Here is a 19762-nt window from a genome sequence, read left to right as displayed (position 1 = left end):
CATTCCAGAAAGGCACCTAAAATGGCCGCCAAAGACGTCTATTTCTCCTCCGACGCGCGCGACAAGATGCTGCGCGGCGTCAACGTCCTCGCCAACGCGGTGAAGGTCACCCTGGGCCCGAAGGGCCGCAACGTCGTCATCGAAAAGTCGTTCGGCGCCCCGCGCACGACCAAGGACGGCGTCTCGGTCGCCAAGGAAATCGAACTGGCCGACAAGTTCGAGAACCTCGGCGCTCAGATGATCCGTGAAGTCGCCAGCAAGACCAACGACAAGGCCGGCGACGGCACCACGACCGCCACGGTCCTGGCCCAAGCCATCGTGCAAGAAGGCCTGAAGTCGGTCGCCGCCGGCATGAACCCGATGGACCTGAAGCGTGGCATCGACAAGGCCGTCGCCATCGCCGTCGAGGACATCAAGGCCTCGTCGAAGAAGGTCACGACCAACGCCGAAATCGCCCAGGTCGGCACCATCTCGGCCAACGGCGACAAGGAAGTCGGCGAGATGATCGCCAAGGCCATGGACAAGGTCGGCAACGAAGGCGTCATCACCGTCGAAGAAGCCAAGACCGCCGAGACCGAACTCGACGTCGTCGAAGGCATGCAGTTCGACCGCGGCTACCTGTCGCCGTACTTCATCACCAACGCCGACAAGATGGAAGTTCAGCTGGAAGAGCCGCTGATCCTCCTGTTCGAAAAGAAGCTGTCGTCGCTGCAGCCGCTGCTGCCGGTGCTGGAAGCCGTCGTCCAGTCGGGCCGTCCGCTGCTGATCATCGCCGAGGACGTCGAAGGCGAGGCCCTGGCCACGCTGGTCGTCAACAAGCTGCGCGGCGGCCTGCGCGTCGCCGCCGTCAAGGCTCCGGGCTTCGGCGACCGCCGCAAGGCCATGCTGGAAGACATCGCCATCCTGACCGGCGCTCAAGTCGTCAGCGAAGACCTCGGCATCAAGCTCGAGAACGTCTCGCTCGACATGCTGGGCCGCGCCAAGAAGGTCTCGATCACCAAGGACGACACCACGATCGTCGACGGCATTGGCGAGAAGGCCGACATCGAGGCCCGCATCGCCCAGATCAAGCGCCAGATCGAGGACACCACCTCGGACTACGACAAGGAAAAGCTGCAAGAGCGTCTGGCCAAGCTGGCCGGCGGCGTCGCGGTCATCCGCGTCGGCGGCTCGACCGAAGTCGAGGTGAAGGAAAAGAAGGACCGCGTCGACGACGCCCTGAACGCTACCCGCGCGGCCGCCGATGAAGGCATCGTCCCGGGCGGCGGCACGGCCCTGCTGAAGGCCTCGAAGGCCCTGGCGGGCGTGACCGGCGACAACGACGACCAGACGGCCGGCATCGCCATCGTGCGCCGCGCCCTGCAGTCGCCGATCCGCCAGATCGCCGAGAACGCCGGCGTCGAAGGCTCGATCGTGGTCGGCAAGATCCTGGAAAGCGACAGCAGCTCGTTCGGCTTCAACGCCCAGACCGAGCAGTATGTCGACCTGGTCGCCGACGGCGTCATCGACCCGGCCAAGGTGGTCCGCACCGCCCTGCAGAACGCCGCTTCGGTGGCCGGTCTGATGATCACCACGGAAGCCGCGATCGTCGAGGCTCCGAAGAAGTCGGCTCCGGCCGCGCCGGGCGGCATGGGCGACATGGACTTCTAAGGAAGTCCATACAGTCGCCCATTCTCCAAAGAGATCTGGATCGGCCAGGCCGATCCAGAGCGGCGACATGGACTTCTAAGAAGTCCATCAAGTCCGAAAGCTGAAACGGATGAGGGCGGAGCCGCGAGGCTCCGCCCTTTTTCGTGCGTCGCGCGGGCGCCCCGACACTTTTTCGCCGGTTTTTGACATCGCCCGGCGTGCGCCCGGCCACGGTCGCGTTAACGCTTTCGCGAGACCTTGAGCATGGAGGCGGTGATGTCGTTCGTGCGTATCCTTCCCAACCATCGTCGGCGGCGGACGCCGAGGTCGGTGCTGGTCGTGATCGGCCTGTCGGCCTGGCTGGCGCTGGGCCTGGTCAGTCAGGCGGCGTTCCAGCTGATCGGCTGACCCTTTCGCCCGGCGGCGCGCGAGGCTACATGCGGCGGATGTTCCGCCAGCGCCCCGACGCCGATCTGATCGTTCAAGGCTGGGTCATCGGCGTCATGGTCGAGGTCCCGGGCGAGCGCGCGCCCGTCCGCCACTACTTCGCCGTCGGCAAGGCCGACCGGGCCCAGGCCGAGTGGGCGGCCGTGGACCTGGCGATGAACGCGGGCTCCGTGGCTTCGAGCCCCGTCGGCGGCCAGGAGCCCGTCGAGGCCCTGCGCGAGATCGTCGCCTACCGCATGCGCGAGCTTGGCCTCAAGCCCGGAGAGGCGCGGGCCCTGGGCGACAAGAACCCCCGCCGGTGGCTGTCGCTCTGACCTAGTGGGACTTGCCGCCGCCGCAGCCGCCGCAGCCGCCCCCGCCGCCATGATAGCCGCCGCCGATGTGGATCGAGCTGGACGCCGAGGCCGAGGCCGAGGCGGACGCCGAGCTTGAAGCGCTCCCGCGGGCGTAGCCGCCGCTCCAGCCGCCGCCCGTCAGGCCAGGGCCGCCATAGCCGCCGCCGCGTCCGCCCGACTGCGCGCCGATGTAGCCCATCGGCAGCGGGGGCGGCTCGACATAGTCCGGGTTCCAGCCGCCGCCCGAGCGGTAGCGTGACCGCGACCACGTGGCGCTCTCGTCGTATCGGTACTGCTCCTGGTAACGATCGTCGCGGGAGACGCCGCAGACATCGCAGCTTGGCGCCGGCCGCGCGTCATAGCCGCAGGCGTCGGGACAGGCCGGCGCTTCGCGAACGGGCACATAGACCGGACGGTCGACATAGACATAGATCGGCACCTGGACGATCTTCTCCACGACCTCTCCGCCTTGATCGCAGCCCGAATGACAGGGCCCCGGTTGCGGCGGCGGCGGCGGCGCCGGGCTTGGCGCGGGAGCCGGCGCGGGCCGGTCGATATAGACCGGCTTCTCGACGATCTTCTCGACCGGAACCTCGACGCGCTTCTCGACGATCCGCTCCACCGGGTGGTCGACATAGACCGGCACGCGCTTTTCCACCACGACCGGCCGATCGACATAGACGACCTTCACCCTCGGCTTGGCCCGTTTCGGCGCGGGCGCGTGGCGGACGGGGGCGCCGGGGAAGCCGTCGGCCAGGACGGGCGAAGCGGCCGTCACACTGGCGACAAGGGCGGCCAAGGCGGCGCCGAGCAGGGTTTTGAGGCTCATGGCCGACCTCGATGCGAACACAGGACGTCCCGAACTGGGACAAGCGTCCTTCGCGCCGCAAGGCCGGCGCCAAGGCCCTTGGCGGGCGGCCGGCTTTGTGGGCATGCTCCGCCCCAAACGAGCGTTTGAGGGAGGGGAGACCATGAAGACGATCCTGGCCGCGCTGGGCCTGACGGCCAGCCTGACCCTGGCCGGCGTCGCGAGCGCCCAGACGCCGGCGCCGGCCGCCAACGACTACGGCAAGACCGAGTCCTGGCTGTGCCTGCCCGGCCGGCAGGACGCCTGCGCCGTCGATCAGACCACCACCGTGGTCCAGGCCGATGGCAAGACCTCCATCGAGACCTTCAAGCCCGCCGCCGATCCCGGCTTCGACTGCTTCTATGTCTATCCGACCGTCTCGGTCCAGCCGACCGGCAACAGCGACATGACCGTCACGGCCGCCGAGCGCGGCGTGGTCGAGCAGCAGCTGGCCCGCTTCGCCGGCCAATGCCGGGTCTACGCGCCGATGTACCGCCAGGTGACGCTGACCGCCTTGCGCGCGGTGATGATGGGCATGCCCTCGCCGGGCAATGCCGCCCTCGCCTATGGCGACGTCCGCGACGCCTGGGCCTGGTATCTGGCGCACGAGAACAAGGGCCGCGGCGTCATCCTGATCGGCCACAGCCAGGGCTCGCGGGTGCTGCTGGAGCTGCTGAAGAACGAGGTCGATGGCAAGCCGGCCCAGAAGCGGATGATCGCGGCCTATGTGCTGGGCATGAACACGCCGGTGGTCGACGGCAAGTACGGCTCGATCCCGCTGTGCGCCAAGGCCGATCAGGCCGGCTGCCTGGTGACCTATGTCTCGTTCCGCGAGACCAGCCCGCCGCCGGCCAACAGCCGGTTCGGCAAGACCGACGAGCAGGGCCGCCGAGCCGGCTGCGTGAACCCAGCCGCCTTGCTGGCCGGCAAGGCCTCGACCGACGAGACGCCGCTGCGGTCGTATCTCGGCGCCAAGCCCTTCGCGTCGAGCGCCGCGCCCAAGCCGTTCGCGACGGGCGTCACCGTCTCGACGCCGTTCGTGTCGCTGCCTGGCCTGATCTCGGCCAAATGCGCCAGCGCCGGCGACTTCACCTATCTGTCGGTCAAGGTGAACGCCGACCCGGCCGATCCGCGCACCGACGAGATCACCGGCGACGTGGTCGTGGGCGGCGCGGTGCTCAAGGACTGGGGCCTGCACCTGATCGACGTGAACCTGACCATGGGCGACCTGGTCGCTCTGGCCGGCCGCCAGGCCAAGGCCTACGCGGCGAAATGATCGCGGCGCGCCGCTTCCGCCCCGGGAGCGGCGCGCTCGTTTGCTACTTCGGTCCCGTCGCGGCCTTGAACACCGTCACGCCCAGCAGGCCGACGACGATGAAGCCGATCAGGAACAGGAAGAACAGGATCTTGGCGATGCCGGCGGCCGCGCCGGCGACGCCGGTGAAGCCCAGCGCCCCGGCGATCAGGGCGACGATGGCGAGGATGATGGCCCATTTGAGCATTGGCGTATCCTTGGCTGAGCGCGCGAGCGGCGCCGTGGCGCATTCAACGCGGCGTCCGCGCACGCCGTTCCTTGTTTTCGCCCCCGGTCGCCGCTAACTCGAAGCCATGGCCTCCAAGCCCGAAAGCCCGACCGAACCCTTCAAACGCGCCCTGGCCCACGCGGCCCGTTCGCTGGCCGAGACCCCGGACCTCGAGGTCGTGTTCTCGGGCGACGGCCCGCAGCTCCTGGGCAAGCGCGCGGTGCTGCCGCATCCGCCCCGCGACCTGTCGGGCAAGGAGGCCGCGCGCATCCGGGGCCTGGCCGACCAGATGGCCCTGCGCCTGGCCCACCACGACGCGGTCGCCCACGCCAAGGCGCGCCCCGCCTCGCCCGACGGCCAGGCGGCGTTCGAGTCGATCGAGCAGGCCCGGCTGGAGGCGATCGGCGCCAACGCCCTGGGCGGCGTCCGCGCCAATCTGACCGCCGCGCTTGAGGCCCGCCTGGAAAAGCAGGGCCTGACCCGCGCCGTCGCCACCGACCGCCAGTCCGCCCCGATGGCCGAGATCCTGGGCCTGATGGTGCGCGAGCGCCTGACCGGCGACGCCCCGCCCGACGGCGCCAAGGCCCTGGTCGACATCCTGCGCAACGACATCGAGATGAAGGCCGGCAAGGACCTCGACCGTCTGGCCGCCGCCATCGACGACCAGGCCGCCTTCGCCCGCGTGACCCGCGAGATCCTGCGCGACCTCGACCTCGGCGAGGAGATGGCCGACGCGACCGAGAGCGCCGACGAGGACCAGGGCGAGGACGACGCGCCGACCGAAAATTCCGACGAGGACCAGGGCGAGGGCGAAGGCGAGCAGCCCGAGGGCTCGTCGCCGCAGGAGAGCGAGGCCTCGGACCGCGAGAGCGAGGCCGGCGACGAGGAAATGGTCCAGTCGGACCAGGACGGCGAGCCCGAGGAGAGCGACGAGCCGCCCGAGATGGGCGACGGCGCCAAGCCCGCCCGCCCCGACACCAGCGCCTCGCAAGGCGGCGAGCCGCTCTACAAGATCTTCACCACCGCCCACGACGAGGTGATCGACGCCGAGGACCTGTGCGACGCCGAGGAATTGACCCGGCTGCGGGCCTATCTCGACCAGCAGCTGACCGCCCTCTCCAGCGTCGTCTCGCGCCTGGCCAACAAGCTGCAGCGCCGCCTCCTGGCCCAGCAGAACCGCGCCTGGACCTTCGATCTCGAGGAGGGGATGCTGGACGTCGCCCGCCTGACGCGGGTGATCATCGACCCGACCGCGCCGCTGTCCTTCAAGCAGGAAGAGGACCAGGAGTTCCGCGACACGGTCGTGACCCTGCTGATCGACAATTCCGGCTCGATGCGCGGCCGACCGATCATGGTGGCGGCGATCTGCGCCGACATTCTCGCGCGCACCCTGGAGCGCTGCGGGGTCAAGACCGAGGTGCTGGGCTTCACCACCCGCGCCTGGAAGGGCGGGACCAGCCGCGACGAGTGGATCAAGGCCGGCAAGCCCGCCGCGCCCGGCCGCCTGAACGACCTGCGTCACATCATCTACAAGGCCGCCGACGCGCCCTGGCGCCGGGCCCGCAAGAACCTCGGCCTGATGATGCGCGAGGGCCTCCTGAAGGAGAACATCGACGGCGAGGCCCTGATGTGGGCCCACCAGCGGATCATCGCCCGGCCCGAACAGCGCCGCATTCTGATGGTGATCTCGGACGGCGCGCCGGTGGACGACAGCACCCTCAGCGTCAATTCAGGCCACTATCTGGAGCGTCACTTGCGCCAGGTCATCGGCGAGATCGAGGGCAAGAGCCCGGTGGAGCTGATCGCCATTGGCATCGGCCACGACGTGACGCGCTACTATCGCCGCGCGGTGACCATCGTCGACGTCGAGCAGCTGGGCGGCGTGCTGGTCGAGCAGCTGGCGGCCCTGTTCGAGGAAGAGCCCCGCGCCGTGACCCGCACGCGCGGCCTCTTGGCCCCGCCGCCGGTCGTCACGCCCCAGGCGGCCAAGGCCGGGAAAGTCCCGGCGTGATCGGGCTCCGCTCGGTCCTCGTCCTGTCGATGATCGGCGGCCTGGGCAGCGTCGCCACCCAATGCACGCCGCGCAAGCCGCCGCCGGTCGTCGCAACGCCGGCCGCGCCCGTCAAGGCCGGTCCGGAGATCGAGGTCGTCGCCACGCCCGTGCCGCTGGACGCGTCCAATCCGGCCCGGACGACCGTGGACGGCGGCTTCACCTATGCCGGCGGCCTGGCGCTGACCAGCCCGACGACCAGTCGGCTGCACGGCCTGTCCGACCTCGCCGTCGGCGCGGACGGCCAGCTGACCGCGATCACCGACGAGGGCGACCTGTTCGAGGCCAGGATCCAGCTGGACGCCGCCGGCCGCCTCGTCGGCGTCACCGACGGCAAGCTGCGGCCGCTGATCGGCCTCGACGGCCAGGCGCTGCAAGGCAAGCAGCAAGGCGACGCCGAGGGCCTGGCCATGCTGCCGAGCGGCGAGCGCCTGGTCAGCTTCGAGCGCGACCACCGCATCTGGCTCTATCCGGCCGGCGCGAACGGCGCCTGGGGAACGCCGCGCGCCGCTCCCAAGCCCGCCACGGTGTTTCCGGACAACGAGGGCATGGAGGCGCTGGCCGCCTATCCCGCCGCCGGGCCCGACACCTATCTGGTGGGCGGCGAGGAGGGCGAGGTGTGGCTGTGCCGGCTGTCGGCCGACTGCAAGGCCCTGCCGCCCCAGTCGGGCCCAGACTTCACCTGGGGCCTGACCGCCTTCGCGCCGTTCGCCGGGCCGGCCGTGGCGACCCTCCACCGAGGCTACGACCCGATCCGCGGCTGGCGCGCGGTGGTGCGGTTCATCTCCGACCCGACCCTGCCGGCGGCGCGCCAGCGGACGACGGCGACGCTGCGCCTGGACGGCTCGCTGGTTCACGGCAATTTCGAGGGCCTGGCCCTGACGCGCTCGCCCAACGGCGGCACGCGCCTCTATCTGGTCACCGACGATGGCGCGCCGGGAAGCCAGCAGACCCTGCTGGTGGCCTTCGATTGGGTCGCCCCGCCCGCGCCTCCGCCCCTGCCGCCCAAGCCGACGCGCAAGAAGCCATCTCGCAAGCGCTAAGCCGTTTCGTTTCCGACGATACGGTTTCGTTGACAACCATCTGATCTAATTGACTTTTTCGTCACCAAAAGTGACTTCGCGCTTGCGGCAGACACCGGTGTCAGGCATAGATGATTCCGACGGACGACGAGGCGAGATCCCGGGGCCGTCAGAGGAACGCGCCGGGAGGCGGTTGAACCCAACCTCCTTTCCGGGACCATCACCATGATCCGTCTGCTCGTCATCGCCATCTCCGCCCTGATGGCCACCGCCGCCGCCACCTCGGCCAGCGCCGAGGACATCGTCGTCAAGGTCGCCGGCCGCGCCACGCCGGACGTCCACGCCGACATCGTCCAGGCCGCCAAGCGCCTCTGCCAGGAAGACCTGGCCGGCAACCCCTACGCCGCCGACCTCTCGACCTATTGCGTGCGCGAAGTCACGCGCGACGCGGTGATCCGCACCGGCAGCCGCAACCTGAAGGCCTATGACCGGGCCCAGGCGCGCAGCACCTACTTCGTCAAGATCGCCACCCGCTAAGCGGACGCCGGACGACCATGGAAAACCCGCGAGACCGAGGTTTCGCGGGCTTTTTCGTCATCGACACGCGTCTTTCGCGCGCGAAACAGTCATGCCGCTCAGCTTTGAGTGCAGTGCAATATAATCGTTGATAACCTACAAGAACGTTGCTATACGCGTTCTGACGGTCCCACAGGCGACTAGACCGGGGACGGGCCGTCAGAGGAACGCGTCTGGAGGTGGTTGATCCCAACCCCCTTTCGGAACATCGAGATGATCCGCTCCATCGTTCTGGCCGCCTCGGCCATCGTTCTCGCCGCCGCCGCTCCGGCCTCGGCCGCCGAAATGCGCGTTCAGGTCGCCGGCAAGCCGGCCGCCGAAGTCCGCGCCGACATCGTCAAGGCCGCCTCGACGGTGTGCTGGAAGGACGTCCGCGGCGAAGCCATGGCCGGCTACCTGTACCCGGCCTGCATCCGCGCCTCGGTCAACGACGCCGTCGCCAAGCTCAACAGCCCGGCCCTGACCGCCTACAACGCCGCCAACCCGGCCACGGGCGCCGTCGTCTCGCGCTAAAGCGCAGACCTCAAGTACCAAGCTTTCCAAACCCGCCGCGGCATAGGTCGCGGCGGGTTTTGCTTTGTGGGGTGGAGGGGAGCCCCGCCGCGTGGCCTGCCGGAACACTTGACTCCCGGTCGCCCGGCTGACCGCCGTCGCCGAGCGCCTTCCGGGCGCCGCCGCGCCGAAGGTTTGCAGAACCCCGTATTTAAGCGCAGGTTGGCGCCGAGCAGCGTTGGATTGAGGAAACCCAATGTCCTTAGAGCCGACCTCGCGCGCGACGGAGATCGAGGACCGCCTGCAAGCGATGGCGCATCGGCTGTCAGGAACCGCTGATCCCGACACCGGCCTGTTGTCGATGCTTCTGGAGGATATCCGCGAGCGCCGCCGCGTCGAAGCCGAGCTCGCCGAATCTCGCCAATGGTTGGAGCTCGCGCACGAGGCCGCCGGCGTCTGCGCGTACAGCTTCGACCCCGCGTCTGGCACGCTTGAATGGTCGGCTTCCACGCGAGCGCTATACGGCTTCGAACCAGGCGACGCGCCGACCATCGAAACCTGGCTGGCGACCATACACCCCGAGGATCGAACGCGCGTCGCGTCCGTCGCCGAGAGGGCCATCGCCCAGGGCGCGTCGATCGATCAAGGTTTTCGCGTGGTCTTGCCGGACAGCCGGGTGCGTCACGTCCGTGATCGAGGCCGCGTGCTCAAGGACGAGGCTGGACGGCCGGCCAAGGTGGTCGGCCTCAATATCGACGTCACCGAGCTTGTCGAAGCGCGGGAAGCCGCCGAAGACGCGCAGAGGCTCGCGGTGCTCTCCAGCGTCTTTCCAGGTCAGGATGTGCGATCGGGGGGAATCCAGGCCTTTCTCGATGCTCTACCCACCGGCTTGATGCTGACGAACACCGCGCGCGAGGCCACCTACGTCAACAAGACCCTCAACGACATGTGGCGCGGGCGGCAGGAGCTTCCGGACGCGGCCGCCTGGAACAAGTACGTCGCCTGGTCGGCGTCGACCGGCGAGCGCATCGCCGACGCCGACTGGCCGTTGGCGAGGGCGGTGCTTTCGGGCCAGCCCCAGCCGGTCGAGGAGCTCAGATTTCAGCGGTTCGATGGCTCCATGGGCTACATGCTCGTGTCGGCGGTGCCCTTGCTCGACGCGAACGGGGCCACGGTCTCGGCGGTCGCGATAGCACAGGATGTCTCGGACTGGCGGGCGGCCGAACGACAGGCGCAGCTCGAGACGGCGCTGTTGCGCAAGCTGGGCGACGTGACGCCGGACTACCTCTTCGTGAAGGATCGCGAAGGACGTTTGCTGTACGCCAACAGCGCGGTCGTCAGCTCGATCGCGCGACCCTGGTCCGAGATCGTCGGGCGAACCGAGTTCGAATGGCACCACGACCCCGACGAAGCCGCCGCCATCCATGCCAATGACGAGCGGATCATGGCCTCGGGCGCCAGCGAGACCCTAGAAGAAGTCTATACGACCGAGGCCGGGACGGCCGTCGTTCGCGCGACGAAGACACCGATCACCGACGATTTCGGACAAGTGATAGGCCTGGTCGGCGTCGGGGTCGACGTCACCCGCGAGCGCAAGGCTCAAGAACATTTGGAACTACTCGTCAACGAGCTGAACCATCGCGTCAAGAACACGCTCACCATCGTCCAGTCCATGGCGCGCAACGCCTTTCGGGGCATCGACGTCGCCGAGGACGCGTATCGGAGCTTCGAGGATCGCCTCGTCGCCCTGGCCAGCGCCCATGACCTATTGTCAGAAGGGTACTGGGCGGAAGCCCAGCTTGAGGACGTCATTCGGCGCACCTGTGGGCCGCACGTTGCTGATCGCTTCGAGATTTCCGGCGATAATGTGCAGGTCTCCTCGCGCATTGCCCTCGCGATCTCGATGGCCGTGCACGAGCTCTGCACCAACGCCACGAAGTATGGCGCGCTCAAGGGCGGCGGTCGCGTCCGCATCGGTTGGACAGTCGATGACGATCAACTCTCGCTCAGTTGGCAAGAGCGTGGCGGTCCCGCCGTGCGCCCGCCCGAAAAGATGGGTTTTGGCTCCCGGATGCTCCAACAGGCCATCGGCGCGCTCCCGGGCGGCCGGATCGAGACCACCTATGAGACGGCCGGGCTCCAATGCAGCCTCCATTGCAGCCTCGGCTAGGCGAACGCCTCGGCGGGTCTTCGAAATCGTCGAGGTTGAAAGCCCGACAGCCGGAAAAGTGACGTACCCGCCGCCGATTGCGCCGCTCCAGCCGACGTGAACAAGTCTTTGGCATGATCGCCATCCCCACCTCGCCGTTGGCCCACGTCGCCTTCGATCTCGCCGGCTGGCTGGCGGGCGTGGCGCTGAGCGTGGTGCTCTATCGTTGGCGACTGAAACCGTTGGCGCAGCGGATCGCCGGCCGGATCGACGGCGGCTACTTCGTGGCGCTCGTCCTCGGGGCCCTGCCCGGCGCATGGGTCGCCGGGTCGATGAACAGTCTGCGCGGTCCCGATCCGGCGTTGTCGCACAGCGTCGTCGGGGCTTTGGTCGGCGCCATCGCGGCCATCGAGATCTACAAGGCTTTCAGAGGGATCAGGCGCTCGACCGGCGGGGTCTTCACGGGCCCCTTCGCGGCGGGGGTCGTGATCGGACGCCTCGGCTGTTTCTTCGCGGGCAAGGCCGACGGCACCTACGGCGTCGCGACGCGGCTACCCTGGGGCGTCGACCTCGGCGACCACGTGTCCCGCCATCCCGTGCAGCTCTACGAGAGCCTGTCGATGGCGGTGTTCCTGACGGCCTATATCGTCGGCCTGGCACGGCGCGACGACTGGGCGATGCGGCGCGGCTTCTACGCCCTGTGCATGGCCTACGGGGCGCAGCGGTTCGCCTGGGAATTCCTAAAGCCCTATCCCAAGTTGATCGGGCCGTTTAATCTCTTCCATGTCTTGTGCGCGGGGCTGGTGGCTTATGGATGGATCTACGACCGTCGCGAGCGCGCGCAAGGCGGCGCCGTATCTGTTCCTGGGCCAGACCACCAGCCTGTGCGAGGCCTGCCTGGCCCTGGTTCCGGCCAAGATCATCGCCGAGGACAATGACGTCTTCCTGCTCAAGCGGTGTCGCGAGCACGGCGTACAGAAGACCCTGATCGCCGATGATCTTTCGTATTGGAAATCGCAGCGGGACTGGCTGAAGCCCGGCGACCGGCCGCTGAAGGTTCAGACGCGCACCGATCATGGCTGCCCCTACGATTGCGGCCTTTGCCCCGACCACGAGCAGCATTCGTGTCTGGCGATCATCGAGGTCAACGAGGCCTGCAATCTCTCTTGCCCCGTCTGTTTCGCCGACTCCTCGGTCAAGCGCGAGGGCCATCGGTCCCTGGCCGAGATCGAGCGCATGTTGGACATCCTGGTCGATTCCGAGGGCGAGCCCGATCTGGCGCAAATCTCGGGCGGCGAGCCCACCCTGCACCCCCAGTTCTTCGAGATCCTGGAGGCGGCGCGGCGGCGGCCCATCCGTCACCTGATGATCAACACCAACGGCCTTCGCATCGCGCGCGAGCCGGGCTTCGCGGAACGGCTGGCGACCTTCATGCCGCGCTTCGAGGTCTATCTGCAGTTCGACAGCCTCGGGCGCGAGCCGCTGATGGCGCTGCGGGGCGCCGACCTGACGCGCGTGCGCCAGGACGCCCTGCAGGCCCTTGAGCGCAACAACATCTCGACGACCCTCGTGGTCACGCTCAAGAAGGGCCTGAACGACGGCGAGATCCCGGACATCGTCCGTCACGCGCTCACCTGGCGATGCGTGCGCGGCGTCACCTTCCAGCCGATCCAGGACGCCGGGCGCAATGACGGCTTCGACCCGAAGCGCGACCGGATCGTGCTCACCGAGGTTCGCCGGCGGATCGCGGAGGCGGGCGTCTTCGCGCTGGAAGATCTGATCCCCCTGCCCTGCAATCCGGATCAAATCTGCATCGGCTATGGCCTGCGCAACGGCGGCGAGGTCCTGCCGATCACGGCGATGCTGCCGCGCGAGCTCTTCGTCGCGGCCGCGCCCAACACCGTCACCTTCGAGGCCTACCCGGAACTCCGCAAAGGGATCTTCGATCTGCTGTCCCTGTCGACCGCCCAGGCCGATACGTCGGAGAAACTCGCCAGCCTGCTGTGCTGCCTGCCCGAGGCGGCCGTCCCGCGTGACATCGCCTATGAGAACACCTTTCGGGTGGTGATCTCCCAGTTCCTGGACCGCTACAATTTCGACCTGGGCACGGTGAAGCGCTCGTGCGTCCACTTCGTGGAGCCCGACGGTCGGATCATTCCATTCGACACCTACAACACCTTCTACCGTCCGGGCGCACCGGGAAACGAAAGCCTGCGGCGCGGCCGGAAGGAGCCGAACTGATGGCGGAACAAGACGAAATCGGTCGGCGCGTCGCCAAGCTGTTCGGGGCGTTCCTGATGGCGGTTGGGGTCCTGATCGCGGGCCTCTGCGGCCTGTGCAGCGCGACGGTGCTTGTCATGATGGCCGGACCCCAGGGCAAAGGCCTGATCAGCGCGCTCCTCCTCGTCGCGGTCTTCGGCGGCGTTCCGATCGCGACCGGCGTCGCTCTCTTCAGAGTCGGCCGCGCCATGTGGCGCGACTAAGTCGCTAGGGTCTAAGCGGCGACGCCGCGGTCAGCCCCGCCCGATAACGAAAAACCCGCCGGGATCGCTCCCGGCGGGTCTTCGAATTCACAGACGTGAAACCCCGTCAGCCTCAGGCGGCTTGAGCGGCGGCCTTCGCCTTGGCCTTCACCTGGGCCTTGATCTTCAGGGCGCGCGGCGACAGCTGCTCGTCCTTGGCGCCCAGCAGGAAGGTGTCCAGGCCGCCCTTGAAGTCGAGCGTGCGCAGGGCCGCGTTGCTGATGCGCAGCTTGAAGCTCTGGCCCAGCGACTCCGACTGGAGCGTGGCGGGCGACAGGGCCGGCAGGAAGCGGCGCTTGGTCTTGATGTTCGAGTGGCTCACATTGTGGCCGACCATCGGACCGATACCGGTAAGTTCGCAACGGCGCGACATGGTGGTTACCTTGGCTTGGGCGAAGCCGCGCCCTCTGTTGAGGAGAGCCAGGCCCGCTAAGATATGAATTCGGACACGCGGTTCCGGCAGGCCGGCCGCGCGAGAGCGGGCGATATAGGCGAAGGCCGCCCCTTGAGTCAAGGCGTCCAGCCCCGATTACCCGCGCCGCCGTCGGAACCCCGATCGCGCCCCGGCCTTCAAGCACGGTTCATCCAACGCTCTATATAGGGAAGCGCCCATGCAGGAGATCCGTCGTATGCGTTCCGCCGTCCTTGCCGCTTCCGTCCTGGCGCTTTCGTCGGGCCTCGCGGGCCTCGTCCTCGCCCAGCCCGCCGCGCGCGCCGCCAGCGCGACGATCCTGCCGGGCCAGTGGGAGTACGACTACAAGATCGGGCCGATCCCGGTCAGCAGCGAGACCAAGTGCCTGAAGCCGGCCGATGTCGAGCAGTTCTCGCGCGGCATCTGCACCAAGCGCTATCGCTGCGACTACACGACCAATGTGGTGCGCGACGGCAAGATCCAGCTGCGGGGCACGTGGACCGACAAGAAGGACCGCGTGTCGCCGGTGACCGCCGAGGGGGTCTATGCGCCCGAGCGGTTCAAGATGGACATCCACATCAAGACCATCAGCGGCATGCCCCTGGCCGGCAGCCTGACCGCGCGGCGGGTCGCGGCCGAGTGCCCGGTCGAGGAAACCGCCTCGAAGTAGCGGTCGATGAAACCGATTTGTGGTTAACGCGCTTTGAGGTACAATAGCTTGTAGGGAACAAACGCTGAATCGGCGAACGTCGCTGATTCGGTCATGATTCGTTTCGCCCCTGTTCAGCCAAGCGTTACCGCGCGTTAAGCGCCGTCGGCGGACGATTTTTCCAAAGGCTATTTCCGATCTTCCCGGCGAATGCCGGGACCCAGATCGAAAGGCGCTTAGGATGGCTGGAAAGACGCGGCGCCCCCTGGATCCTCCTCCATGGGCTTCCATCTGGGCCCCGGCATTCGCCGGGGAGACGGACTGAGCAAGGCCCTAGACGCCGCGCGGCGGGGCGACCGAGAATTCCAGGTCGAACAGGGTCGGCGTCTCGCTGGTTCGGGCGCGCTCGATCGTCAGCAGGCGCGCCTTGGTGTTCGTCCCGCCATTGGCCGAGAAACCGCCCATGCCGCCGGAAGCGGCCAGCACGCGGTGGCAGGGCACCACGATCGGCCAGGGATTCTCGCCCAGCGCCTTGCCCACGGCCCGCGCCGCGCCCGGCTCGCCCATGGCCCTGGCCACCTCGCCATAGGTCGAGGTCTGGCCCGGCCGGATGGCGCGGGCGATCTCGTAGACCCGCTGGTTGAAGGCCGGTTGCCCCTCCAGCGCCAGCGGCACATCGGAAAGATCGTCGCGGCCGCCGGACAGGAGATCCCGGATGCGGCCGATGATCAGCTCGATCTCGGCGGGCGGGTCGGCCTCCGCCGCCTCGGGGAACCGCTTGCGCAGGCGCGCCCAGGCCGCGCCGGGCGACGCCTCGGGCAGTTGCACGCCCACGAGGCCAAGGTCGCTCCAGGCGACGCCGCAGCGGCCGATGATCGTATCGAAAAGGGAGAACCCCTGGGCGGTCATGCGGAAAATCTAGCAGCCCTGTTGCGACTTTCGAGGCCCCGCCCTTACGATTTCGAAAACTCGCCTTGCCTGGAGATCGCCCGTGCGCCGTTTCGCCCTCGCCGCCCTGCTGGCCGCGACCTCGCTGTCGACCGCCCTGGGCACTTCGGCCCGCGCCGGCAACCTCCTGATCCATGGCGGCCCGATCCACACCGGCGTAGAGGCTAAGCCGACGGCCGAGGCGGTGCTGATCCGCGACGACAGGATCCTGTTCGTCGGCGATCTGGCCGCCGCCCGCGCCAAGGCGGCCAAGGACGCGGCCGACATCGACCTCAAGGGCGCGGCCGCCTATCCGGGCTTCGTGGACGCCCACGCCCACCTGACCGGCATCGGCCTGCGCGAACTGACGCTCAATCTGGACAAGACCACCTCGGTCGCCGACCTCGTGGCGACGGTGAAGGCCTACGCCGCCGCCCATCCGGAGGGCGCGATCTATGGCCGAGGCTGGATCGAGACCCACTGGCCGGAGAAGCGCTTCCCGAACAAGGCCGATCTGGACGCCGCCGCGCCGGGACGGGTCGTGGTGCTGGGCCGCTCGGACGGTCACGCCAGCGTCGCCTCCAGCGCGGCCCTGGCCAAGGCCGGGGTCACGGCCGCGACGCCCGATCCGGCCGGCGGCAAGATCCTGAAGGGCGCCGACGGCCAGCCGGACGGCATGCTGATCGACCACGCCCAGAGCCTGGTGAAGGACGTCATCCCGCCGCCGGACGCGGCGCTGATCCGCAAGGCGCTGGACACCGCCGGCCAGCTCTACGCCGCGCGCGGCTGGACGGGTCTGGCCAATATGAGCGTCATGGCCCCGGACCTGGCTCTGCTGCGCGAGGAGGCGGCCCAGGGGCGGTTCCATATCCGCGTCGACAACTACATGGACCCCAGCGGCGCGGCCGAGGTGCTGGCCAAGGGTCCCCAGACCGACGTCACGGGCCTGATCCGCACGCGGGGGATCAAACTCTATATGGACGGCGCCCTGGGGTCGCGCGGCGCGGCCCTGCTGGAGCCCTATAGCGACGCCGAGGGCCTGGGCCTGCAGCTGACGCCCTACGACAAGGGCGTGGCCTTGATGAAGCAGGCCAAGGCGGTCGGGGCGCAGGTGGCCATGCACGCCATCGGCGATCGCGGCAACCGCATGACCCTGGACTGGTTCCAGGAGGCGCTGGCGGGCGACACGACGGCGCGCTGGCGGATCGAGCACGCCCAGATCGTCGCCGACACCGACGTGCCGCGCTTCGCCAAGCTGGGGGTCATCGCCTCGATGCAGCCCAGCCACGCGATCGGCGACCTCTATTTCGCGCCGGCCCGCCTGGGCCAGGCCCGTCTCCACGAGGGCTATCGCTGGAAGGATTTCCTGACCGCCGGGGTCGTGGTGGCCGCGGGCTCGGACGCCCCGGTCGAGGTCGGCGACCCGCGCATCGAGTTCTACGCGGCCGTCTATCGCCACGGCCTGGACGGCTTCGCCAACGCCGACTGGCACCTGGAGGAGGCCGTCACCCGCGCCGAAGCGCTGAGGATGCTGACCCTGGCCCCCGCCTACGCCGTGTTCCGCGAGAAGGAGCTGGGCACGCTGGAGGCCGGCAAGAAGGCCGACGTGACGGCCTTCGACCGCGACCTGATGACGGTCGAACCCAAGGCGATCCTGACCGCCCAGCCGGTGCTGACCGTGGTGGACGGCAAGGTGGTGTTCCGGCAGTAGCCTTGGCGCCAGCTAGCGGCCGTCTTCCTCCGCCAGCCGGTCCAGCACCGCTTCGGGCGCGATGTCGCGCCGCAGCTCGTCGACGGTCGGATCGCGCGCCTCCCGCACGTCCAGCTTGGCGGCGATCGCGACGACGAGGCCGATCAGCCGCGTCACCTCGTGCTCGGTCAGCAGATTGACCTGCAGGTCCAGGTCGGCGCGGCGATCGGCGGTGCGTGCGGCGCGGTTCTGGCTGATCAGGACGAAGGTCGACAGAAAGATCGCCTCGACCGACGCGGCCGTGGCCAGGATGACGAAGGTCGGGTCGAAGCGGGGGACACCCGGCAGGAGACCGCAATTGGTCAGCACCCAGGCCAGCACGATCACCAGGTGGACATAGACGAAGGTCATGCTGCCGGTGAAGGCCGTGACGGCGGCGGCGAGCTTGTCCCCGGCGCTGGCCTCCCGCTCCTCGCGCCTGGCCCGGTCCCGCAGGGCCTCGATATTGCGGGCCATGGCGGAGGTCAGACCGTCCGGCTCGGGCGGCGGCACGGTGGGCGACGACGGCTCTGTCATGGCGCGGAAGAATCCTTTCGGGCGGCGGAGCGCGGACGGCGCGAGATCAACGCGCCGACCCGCCCTTCGGTCGCCCGCGCGGCGCTTGAGCTTGCCCCGCCTCGATTCCCGCCCCACCTTCGGGCCATGAGCGACCGTTCGACCGGCCTGGCCCCCTCGAAACTGACCGCGGTTCTGGGGCCGACCAACACCGGCAAGACCCACCTGGCCGTCGAGCGGATGCTGGGCCACGCCTCGGGCATGATCGGCCTGCCGCTGCGCCTGCTGGCGCGCGAGATCTACGACCGGATCGTCAAGCTGCGCGGCAAGGCCAGCGTCGCCCTGATCACCGGCGAGGAAAAGATCGTGCCGCCGCGCGCGGCCTATTTCGTCTGCACAGTCGAGGCCATGCCGCTGGCCCGCGAGGTCGAGTTCCTGGCGGTCGACGAAATCCAGTTGGTCGCCGATCCCGAGCGCGGCCACATCTTCACCCACCGGCTGCTGCACGCGCGGGGCAAGTACGAGACCATGTTCCTGGGCGCCGGGACCATGGCCCCGCTGGTGCGCCGCCTGCTGCCCGACGCCGAGATCATCGGCCGCGAGCGCTTTTCCAACCTCTCCTACGCCGGCTCCAAGAAGCTGACCCGCCTGCCCCGCCGCAGCGCCATCGTCGCCTTCTCCACCGACGCGGTCTATGCGATCGCCGAGCTGATCCGTCGCCAGAGGGGCGGCGCGGCCGTGGTGATGGGGAGCCTCAGCCCCCGCACCCGCAACGCCCAGGTCGCGCTCTACCAGTCGGGCGAGGTCGACTTTCTGGTCGCCACCGACGCGATCGGCATGGGCCTGAACATGGACGTCGACCACGTGGCCTTCGCGGGCCTGCGCAAGTTCGACGGCAAGCGCACCCGCTGGCTCTATCCGCAGGAGGTGGGCCAGATCGCCGGTCGCGCCGGCCGCTACACCCGGGACGGCACGTTCGGGGTGACCGGCGACTGCGAGGAGATCGACGAGGACCTCGTCGAGGCCGTCGAGAGCCATACGTTCGAGCCGATCGTCGCCGCGGAATGGCGCAACGCGCGCCTCGACTTCGGCTCGCTGCCCGGCCTGCTGCGCTCCCTGGCCGAGACCCCGCAACGGGGCGGGTTGAAGCTGTCGGAAGAGGCTCTGGACGAGCGCACCCTGCGGGCCCTGGCCCAGCAGGAGGACGTGATCAAGCGCTGCAAGACCGACCGCTCGGCCCTGATCCGGCTGTGGGAGGTCTGCCAGACGCCGGACTTCCGCAAGACCACCGACGATGAGCACCAGCGCATGGCGCGCACCCTGTTCGACGACCTGACCACCGGCCGCAAGCGCCTGCCGGAGGACTGGGTGAACGGCCAGTTCAAGGCCCTGGACCGCGTCGATGGCGAGATCGACAGCCTGGCCGCGCGCCTGTCGGGCGTGCGCACCCTCAGCTACATCGCCCACCGTCCCGACTGGGTGGCCAATCCCGCCCACTGGCAGGGCCTGACCCGCCAGCTGGAGGACCGGATCAGCGACACCCTGCACGAAAAGCTGATGGCCCGGTTCATCGACCGCCGCACCAGCGCGCTGATGAAGCAGCTGGGCGAGCGCGAGACCCTCTATGCCGGCGTCGGCCAGGACGGCGAGGTGACCGTCGAGGGCCACGTGGTCGGCCATTTGTCGGGCGTGACCTTCACGCCGGAAAAGGGCACCTCGCCGCTGGAGGAGCGGGCGTTGCGCAACGCCGCCCAGCGCGCGGTCGGGCCCGAGATCGCTCGGCGCCTGGGCCTCTTGGCCAGCGAGCCGGACGAGGCCTTCACCCTGACGCCCGACGGCGCGATCCTGTGGCGCGGCGAGGCGGCCGGCGCGGTGCGCCGCGACCTGCCGCTGCTGTCGCCCCGCGCCCGCCTGCTGGGCGAGCTGGGCCCCGCCGC

General features: G+C 68.9%; 20 protein-coding genes. 15 read left to right on the top strand and 5 right to left on the bottom strand.

What is annotated here, in order from left to right; genetic code table 11:
• Positions 1–21: 21 nt before the first annotated feature.
• The 3 genes from groL to Q0V34_RS09645 all read left to right on the top strand — a co-directional run bounded on the left by groL (position 22) and on the right by Q0V34_RS09645 (position 2390).
• A complete protein-coding gene (gene groL / locus Q0V34_RS09655; RefSeq protein ID WP_297511126.1) occupies positions 22–1650 on the top strand; it encodes a chaperonin GroEL in 1629 nt (542 codons plus the stop codon).
• Between the two features lie 255 nt (positions 1651–1905).
• Positions 1906–2037: a hypothetical protein gene (locus Q0V34_RS09650; RefSeq protein ID WP_297511125.1), complete on the top strand. Its 132-nt coding sequence runs from the start codon at positions 1906–1908 to the stop codon at positions 2035–2037.
• A gap of 38 nt (positions 2038–2075) precedes the next feature.
• Positions 2076–2390, top strand: coding sequence for a hypothetical protein (locus Q0V34_RS09645; protein WP_297511264.1), 315 nt, complete (start codon positions 2076–2078; stop codon positions 2388–2390).
• Between the two features lies 1 nt (position 2391).
• On the opposite strand, the gene Q0V34_RS09640 is transcribed toward Q0V34_RS09645, so the two are convergent.
• A complete protein-coding gene (locus Q0V34_RS09640) occupies positions 2392–3240 on the bottom strand; it encodes a hypothetical protein (protein ID WP_297511123.1) in 849 nt (282 codons plus the stop codon).
• A gap of 142 nt (positions 3241–3382) precedes the next feature.
• Between Q0V34_RS09640 and Q0V34_RS09635 the strand changes: the two genes are divergently transcribed.
• Positions 3383–4534 carry a DUF3089 domain-containing protein gene (locus Q0V34_RS09635; protein ID WP_297511121.1) on the top strand — a complete coding sequence of 384 codons (1152 nt, stop codon included), beginning with the start codon at positions 3383–3385 and terminating at the stop codon, positions 4532–4534.
• A gap of 43 nt (positions 4535–4577) precedes the next feature.
• Here Q0V34_RS09635 and Q0V34_RS09630 read toward each other — a convergent pair whose 3' ends face one another.
• Entirely contained in the window at positions 4578–4760 is a 183-nt protein-coding gene (locus Q0V34_RS09630) for a DUF1328 domain-containing protein (protein ID WP_297511119.1), read from the bottom strand.
• Positions 4761–4866: 106 nt separating this feature from the next.
• On the opposite strand from Q0V34_RS09630, the gene cobT reads away from it, so the two are divergent.
• The 8 genes from cobT to Q0V34_RS09590 all read left to right on the top strand — a co-directional run bounded on the left by cobT (position 4867) and on the right by Q0V34_RS09590 (position 13553).
• Complete coding sequence (gene cobT / locus Q0V34_RS09625) at positions 4867–6792, top strand: cobaltochelatase subunit CobT (protein ID WP_297511117.1); 1926 nt, start codon at positions 4867–4869, stop codon at positions 6790–6792.
• Positions 6789–7874, top strand: a complete 1086-nt coding sequence (locus Q0V34_RS09620; protein WP_297511115.1) for an esterase-like activity of phytase family protein — start codon at positions 6789–6791, stop codon at positions 7872–7874. The genes cobT and Q0V34_RS09620 overlap by 4 nt, the downstream gene beginning before the upstream one ends.
• A gap of 204 nt (positions 7875–8078) precedes the next feature.
• Positions 8079–8390, top strand: coding sequence for a hypothetical protein (locus tag Q0V34_RS09615; protein WP_297511113.1), 312 nt, complete (start codon positions 8079–8081; stop codon positions 8388–8390).
• Positions 8391–8642: 252 nt separating this feature from the next.
• Positions 8643–8942 carry a hypothetical protein gene (locus tag Q0V34_RS09610; protein ID WP_297511111.1) on the top strand — a complete coding sequence of 100 codons (300 nt, stop codon included), beginning with the start codon at positions 8643–8645 and terminating at the stop codon, positions 8940–8942.
• 235 nt (positions 8943–9177) lie between these two features.
• Positions 9178–11091, top strand: coding sequence for a PAS domain-containing protein (locus Q0V34_RS09605; RefSeq protein ID WP_297511109.1), 1914 nt, complete (start codon positions 9178–9180; stop codon positions 11089–11091).
• A gap of 113 nt (positions 11092–11204) precedes the next feature.
• Positions 11205–12008 (top strand): prolipoprotein diacylglyceryl transferase family protein, encoded by an 804-nt coding sequence (locus Q0V34_RS09600; protein ID WP_297511107.1) that lies wholly within the window; start codon positions 11205–11207, stop codon positions 12006–12008.
• Entirely contained in the window at positions 11929–13311 is a 1383-nt protein-coding gene (locus tag Q0V34_RS09595; RefSeq protein WP_297511262.1) for a radical SAM protein, read from the top strand. Before Q0V34_RS09600 ends, Q0V34_RS09595 begins: the two co-directional genes overlap by 80 nt.
• Positions 13311–13553 (top strand): hypothetical protein, encoded by a 243-nt coding sequence (locus tag Q0V34_RS09590; protein ID WP_297511105.1) that lies wholly within the window; start codon positions 13311–13313, stop codon positions 13551–13553. Before Q0V34_RS09595 ends, Q0V34_RS09590 begins: the two co-directional genes overlap by 1 nt.
• 112 nt (positions 13554–13665) lie before the next feature.
• On the opposite strand, the gene rpmB is transcribed toward Q0V34_RS09590, so the two are convergent.
• Positions 13666–13965 carry a 50S ribosomal protein L28 gene (gene rpmB / locus Q0V34_RS09585; RefSeq protein ID WP_010918547.1) on the bottom strand — a complete coding sequence of 100 codons (300 nt, stop codon included), beginning with the start codon at positions 13963–13965 and terminating at the stop codon, positions 13666–13668.
• 256 nt (positions 13966–14221) lie between these two features.
• On the opposite strand from rpmB, the gene Q0V34_RS09580 reads away from it, so the two are divergent.
• The gene (locus tag Q0V34_RS09580; protein ID WP_297511097.1) at positions 14222–14674 is read left to right on the top strand and encodes a DUF3617 family protein; all 453 of its coding nucleotides are present in this window, start codon (positions 14222–14224) and stop codon (positions 14672–14674) included.
• Positions 14675–14986: 312 nt separating this feature from the next.
• Here the strand turns inward: Q0V34_RS09580 and Q0V34_RS09575 are convergent, their stop codons facing one another.
• Positions 14987–15562 (bottom strand): methylated-DNA--[protein]-cysteine S-methyltransferase, encoded by a 576-nt coding sequence (locus Q0V34_RS09575; RefSeq protein WP_297511095.1) that lies wholly within the window; start codon positions 15560–15562, stop codon positions 14987–14989.
• 82 nt (positions 15563–15644) lie between these two features.
• Between Q0V34_RS09575 and Q0V34_RS09570 the strand changes: the two genes are divergently transcribed.
• The gene (locus Q0V34_RS09570; RefSeq protein WP_297511093.1) at positions 15645–17291 is read left to right on the top strand and encodes an amidohydrolase; all 1647 of its coding nucleotides are present in this window, start codon (positions 15645–15647) and stop codon (positions 17289–17291) included.
• Between the two features lie 12 nt (positions 17292–17303).
• On the opposite strand, the gene Q0V34_RS09565 is transcribed toward Q0V34_RS09570, so the two are convergent.
• Positions 17304–17846 carry a DUF1003 domain-containing protein gene (locus tag Q0V34_RS09565; protein ID WP_297511091.1) on the bottom strand — a complete coding sequence of 181 codons (543 nt, stop codon included), beginning with the start codon at positions 17844–17846 and terminating at the stop codon, positions 17304–17306.
• A gap of 126 nt (positions 17847–17972) precedes the next feature.
• On the opposite strand from Q0V34_RS09565, the gene Q0V34_RS09560 reads away from it, so the two are divergent.
• On the top strand, positions 17973–19762 hold a 1790-nt coding region (locus Q0V34_RS09560), incomplete at its 3' end, for a helicase-related protein (RefSeq protein WP_297511089.1).

Origin of the sequence: uncultured Caulobacter sp. (assembly GCF_947036865.1) — a bacterium.
In the GTDB taxonomy this organism is placed as follows: Bacteria; Pseudomonadota; Alphaproteobacteria; order Caulobacterales; family Caulobacteraceae; genus Caulobacter.
This window is presented reverse-complemented; position numbering and strand designations above follow the sequence as displayed.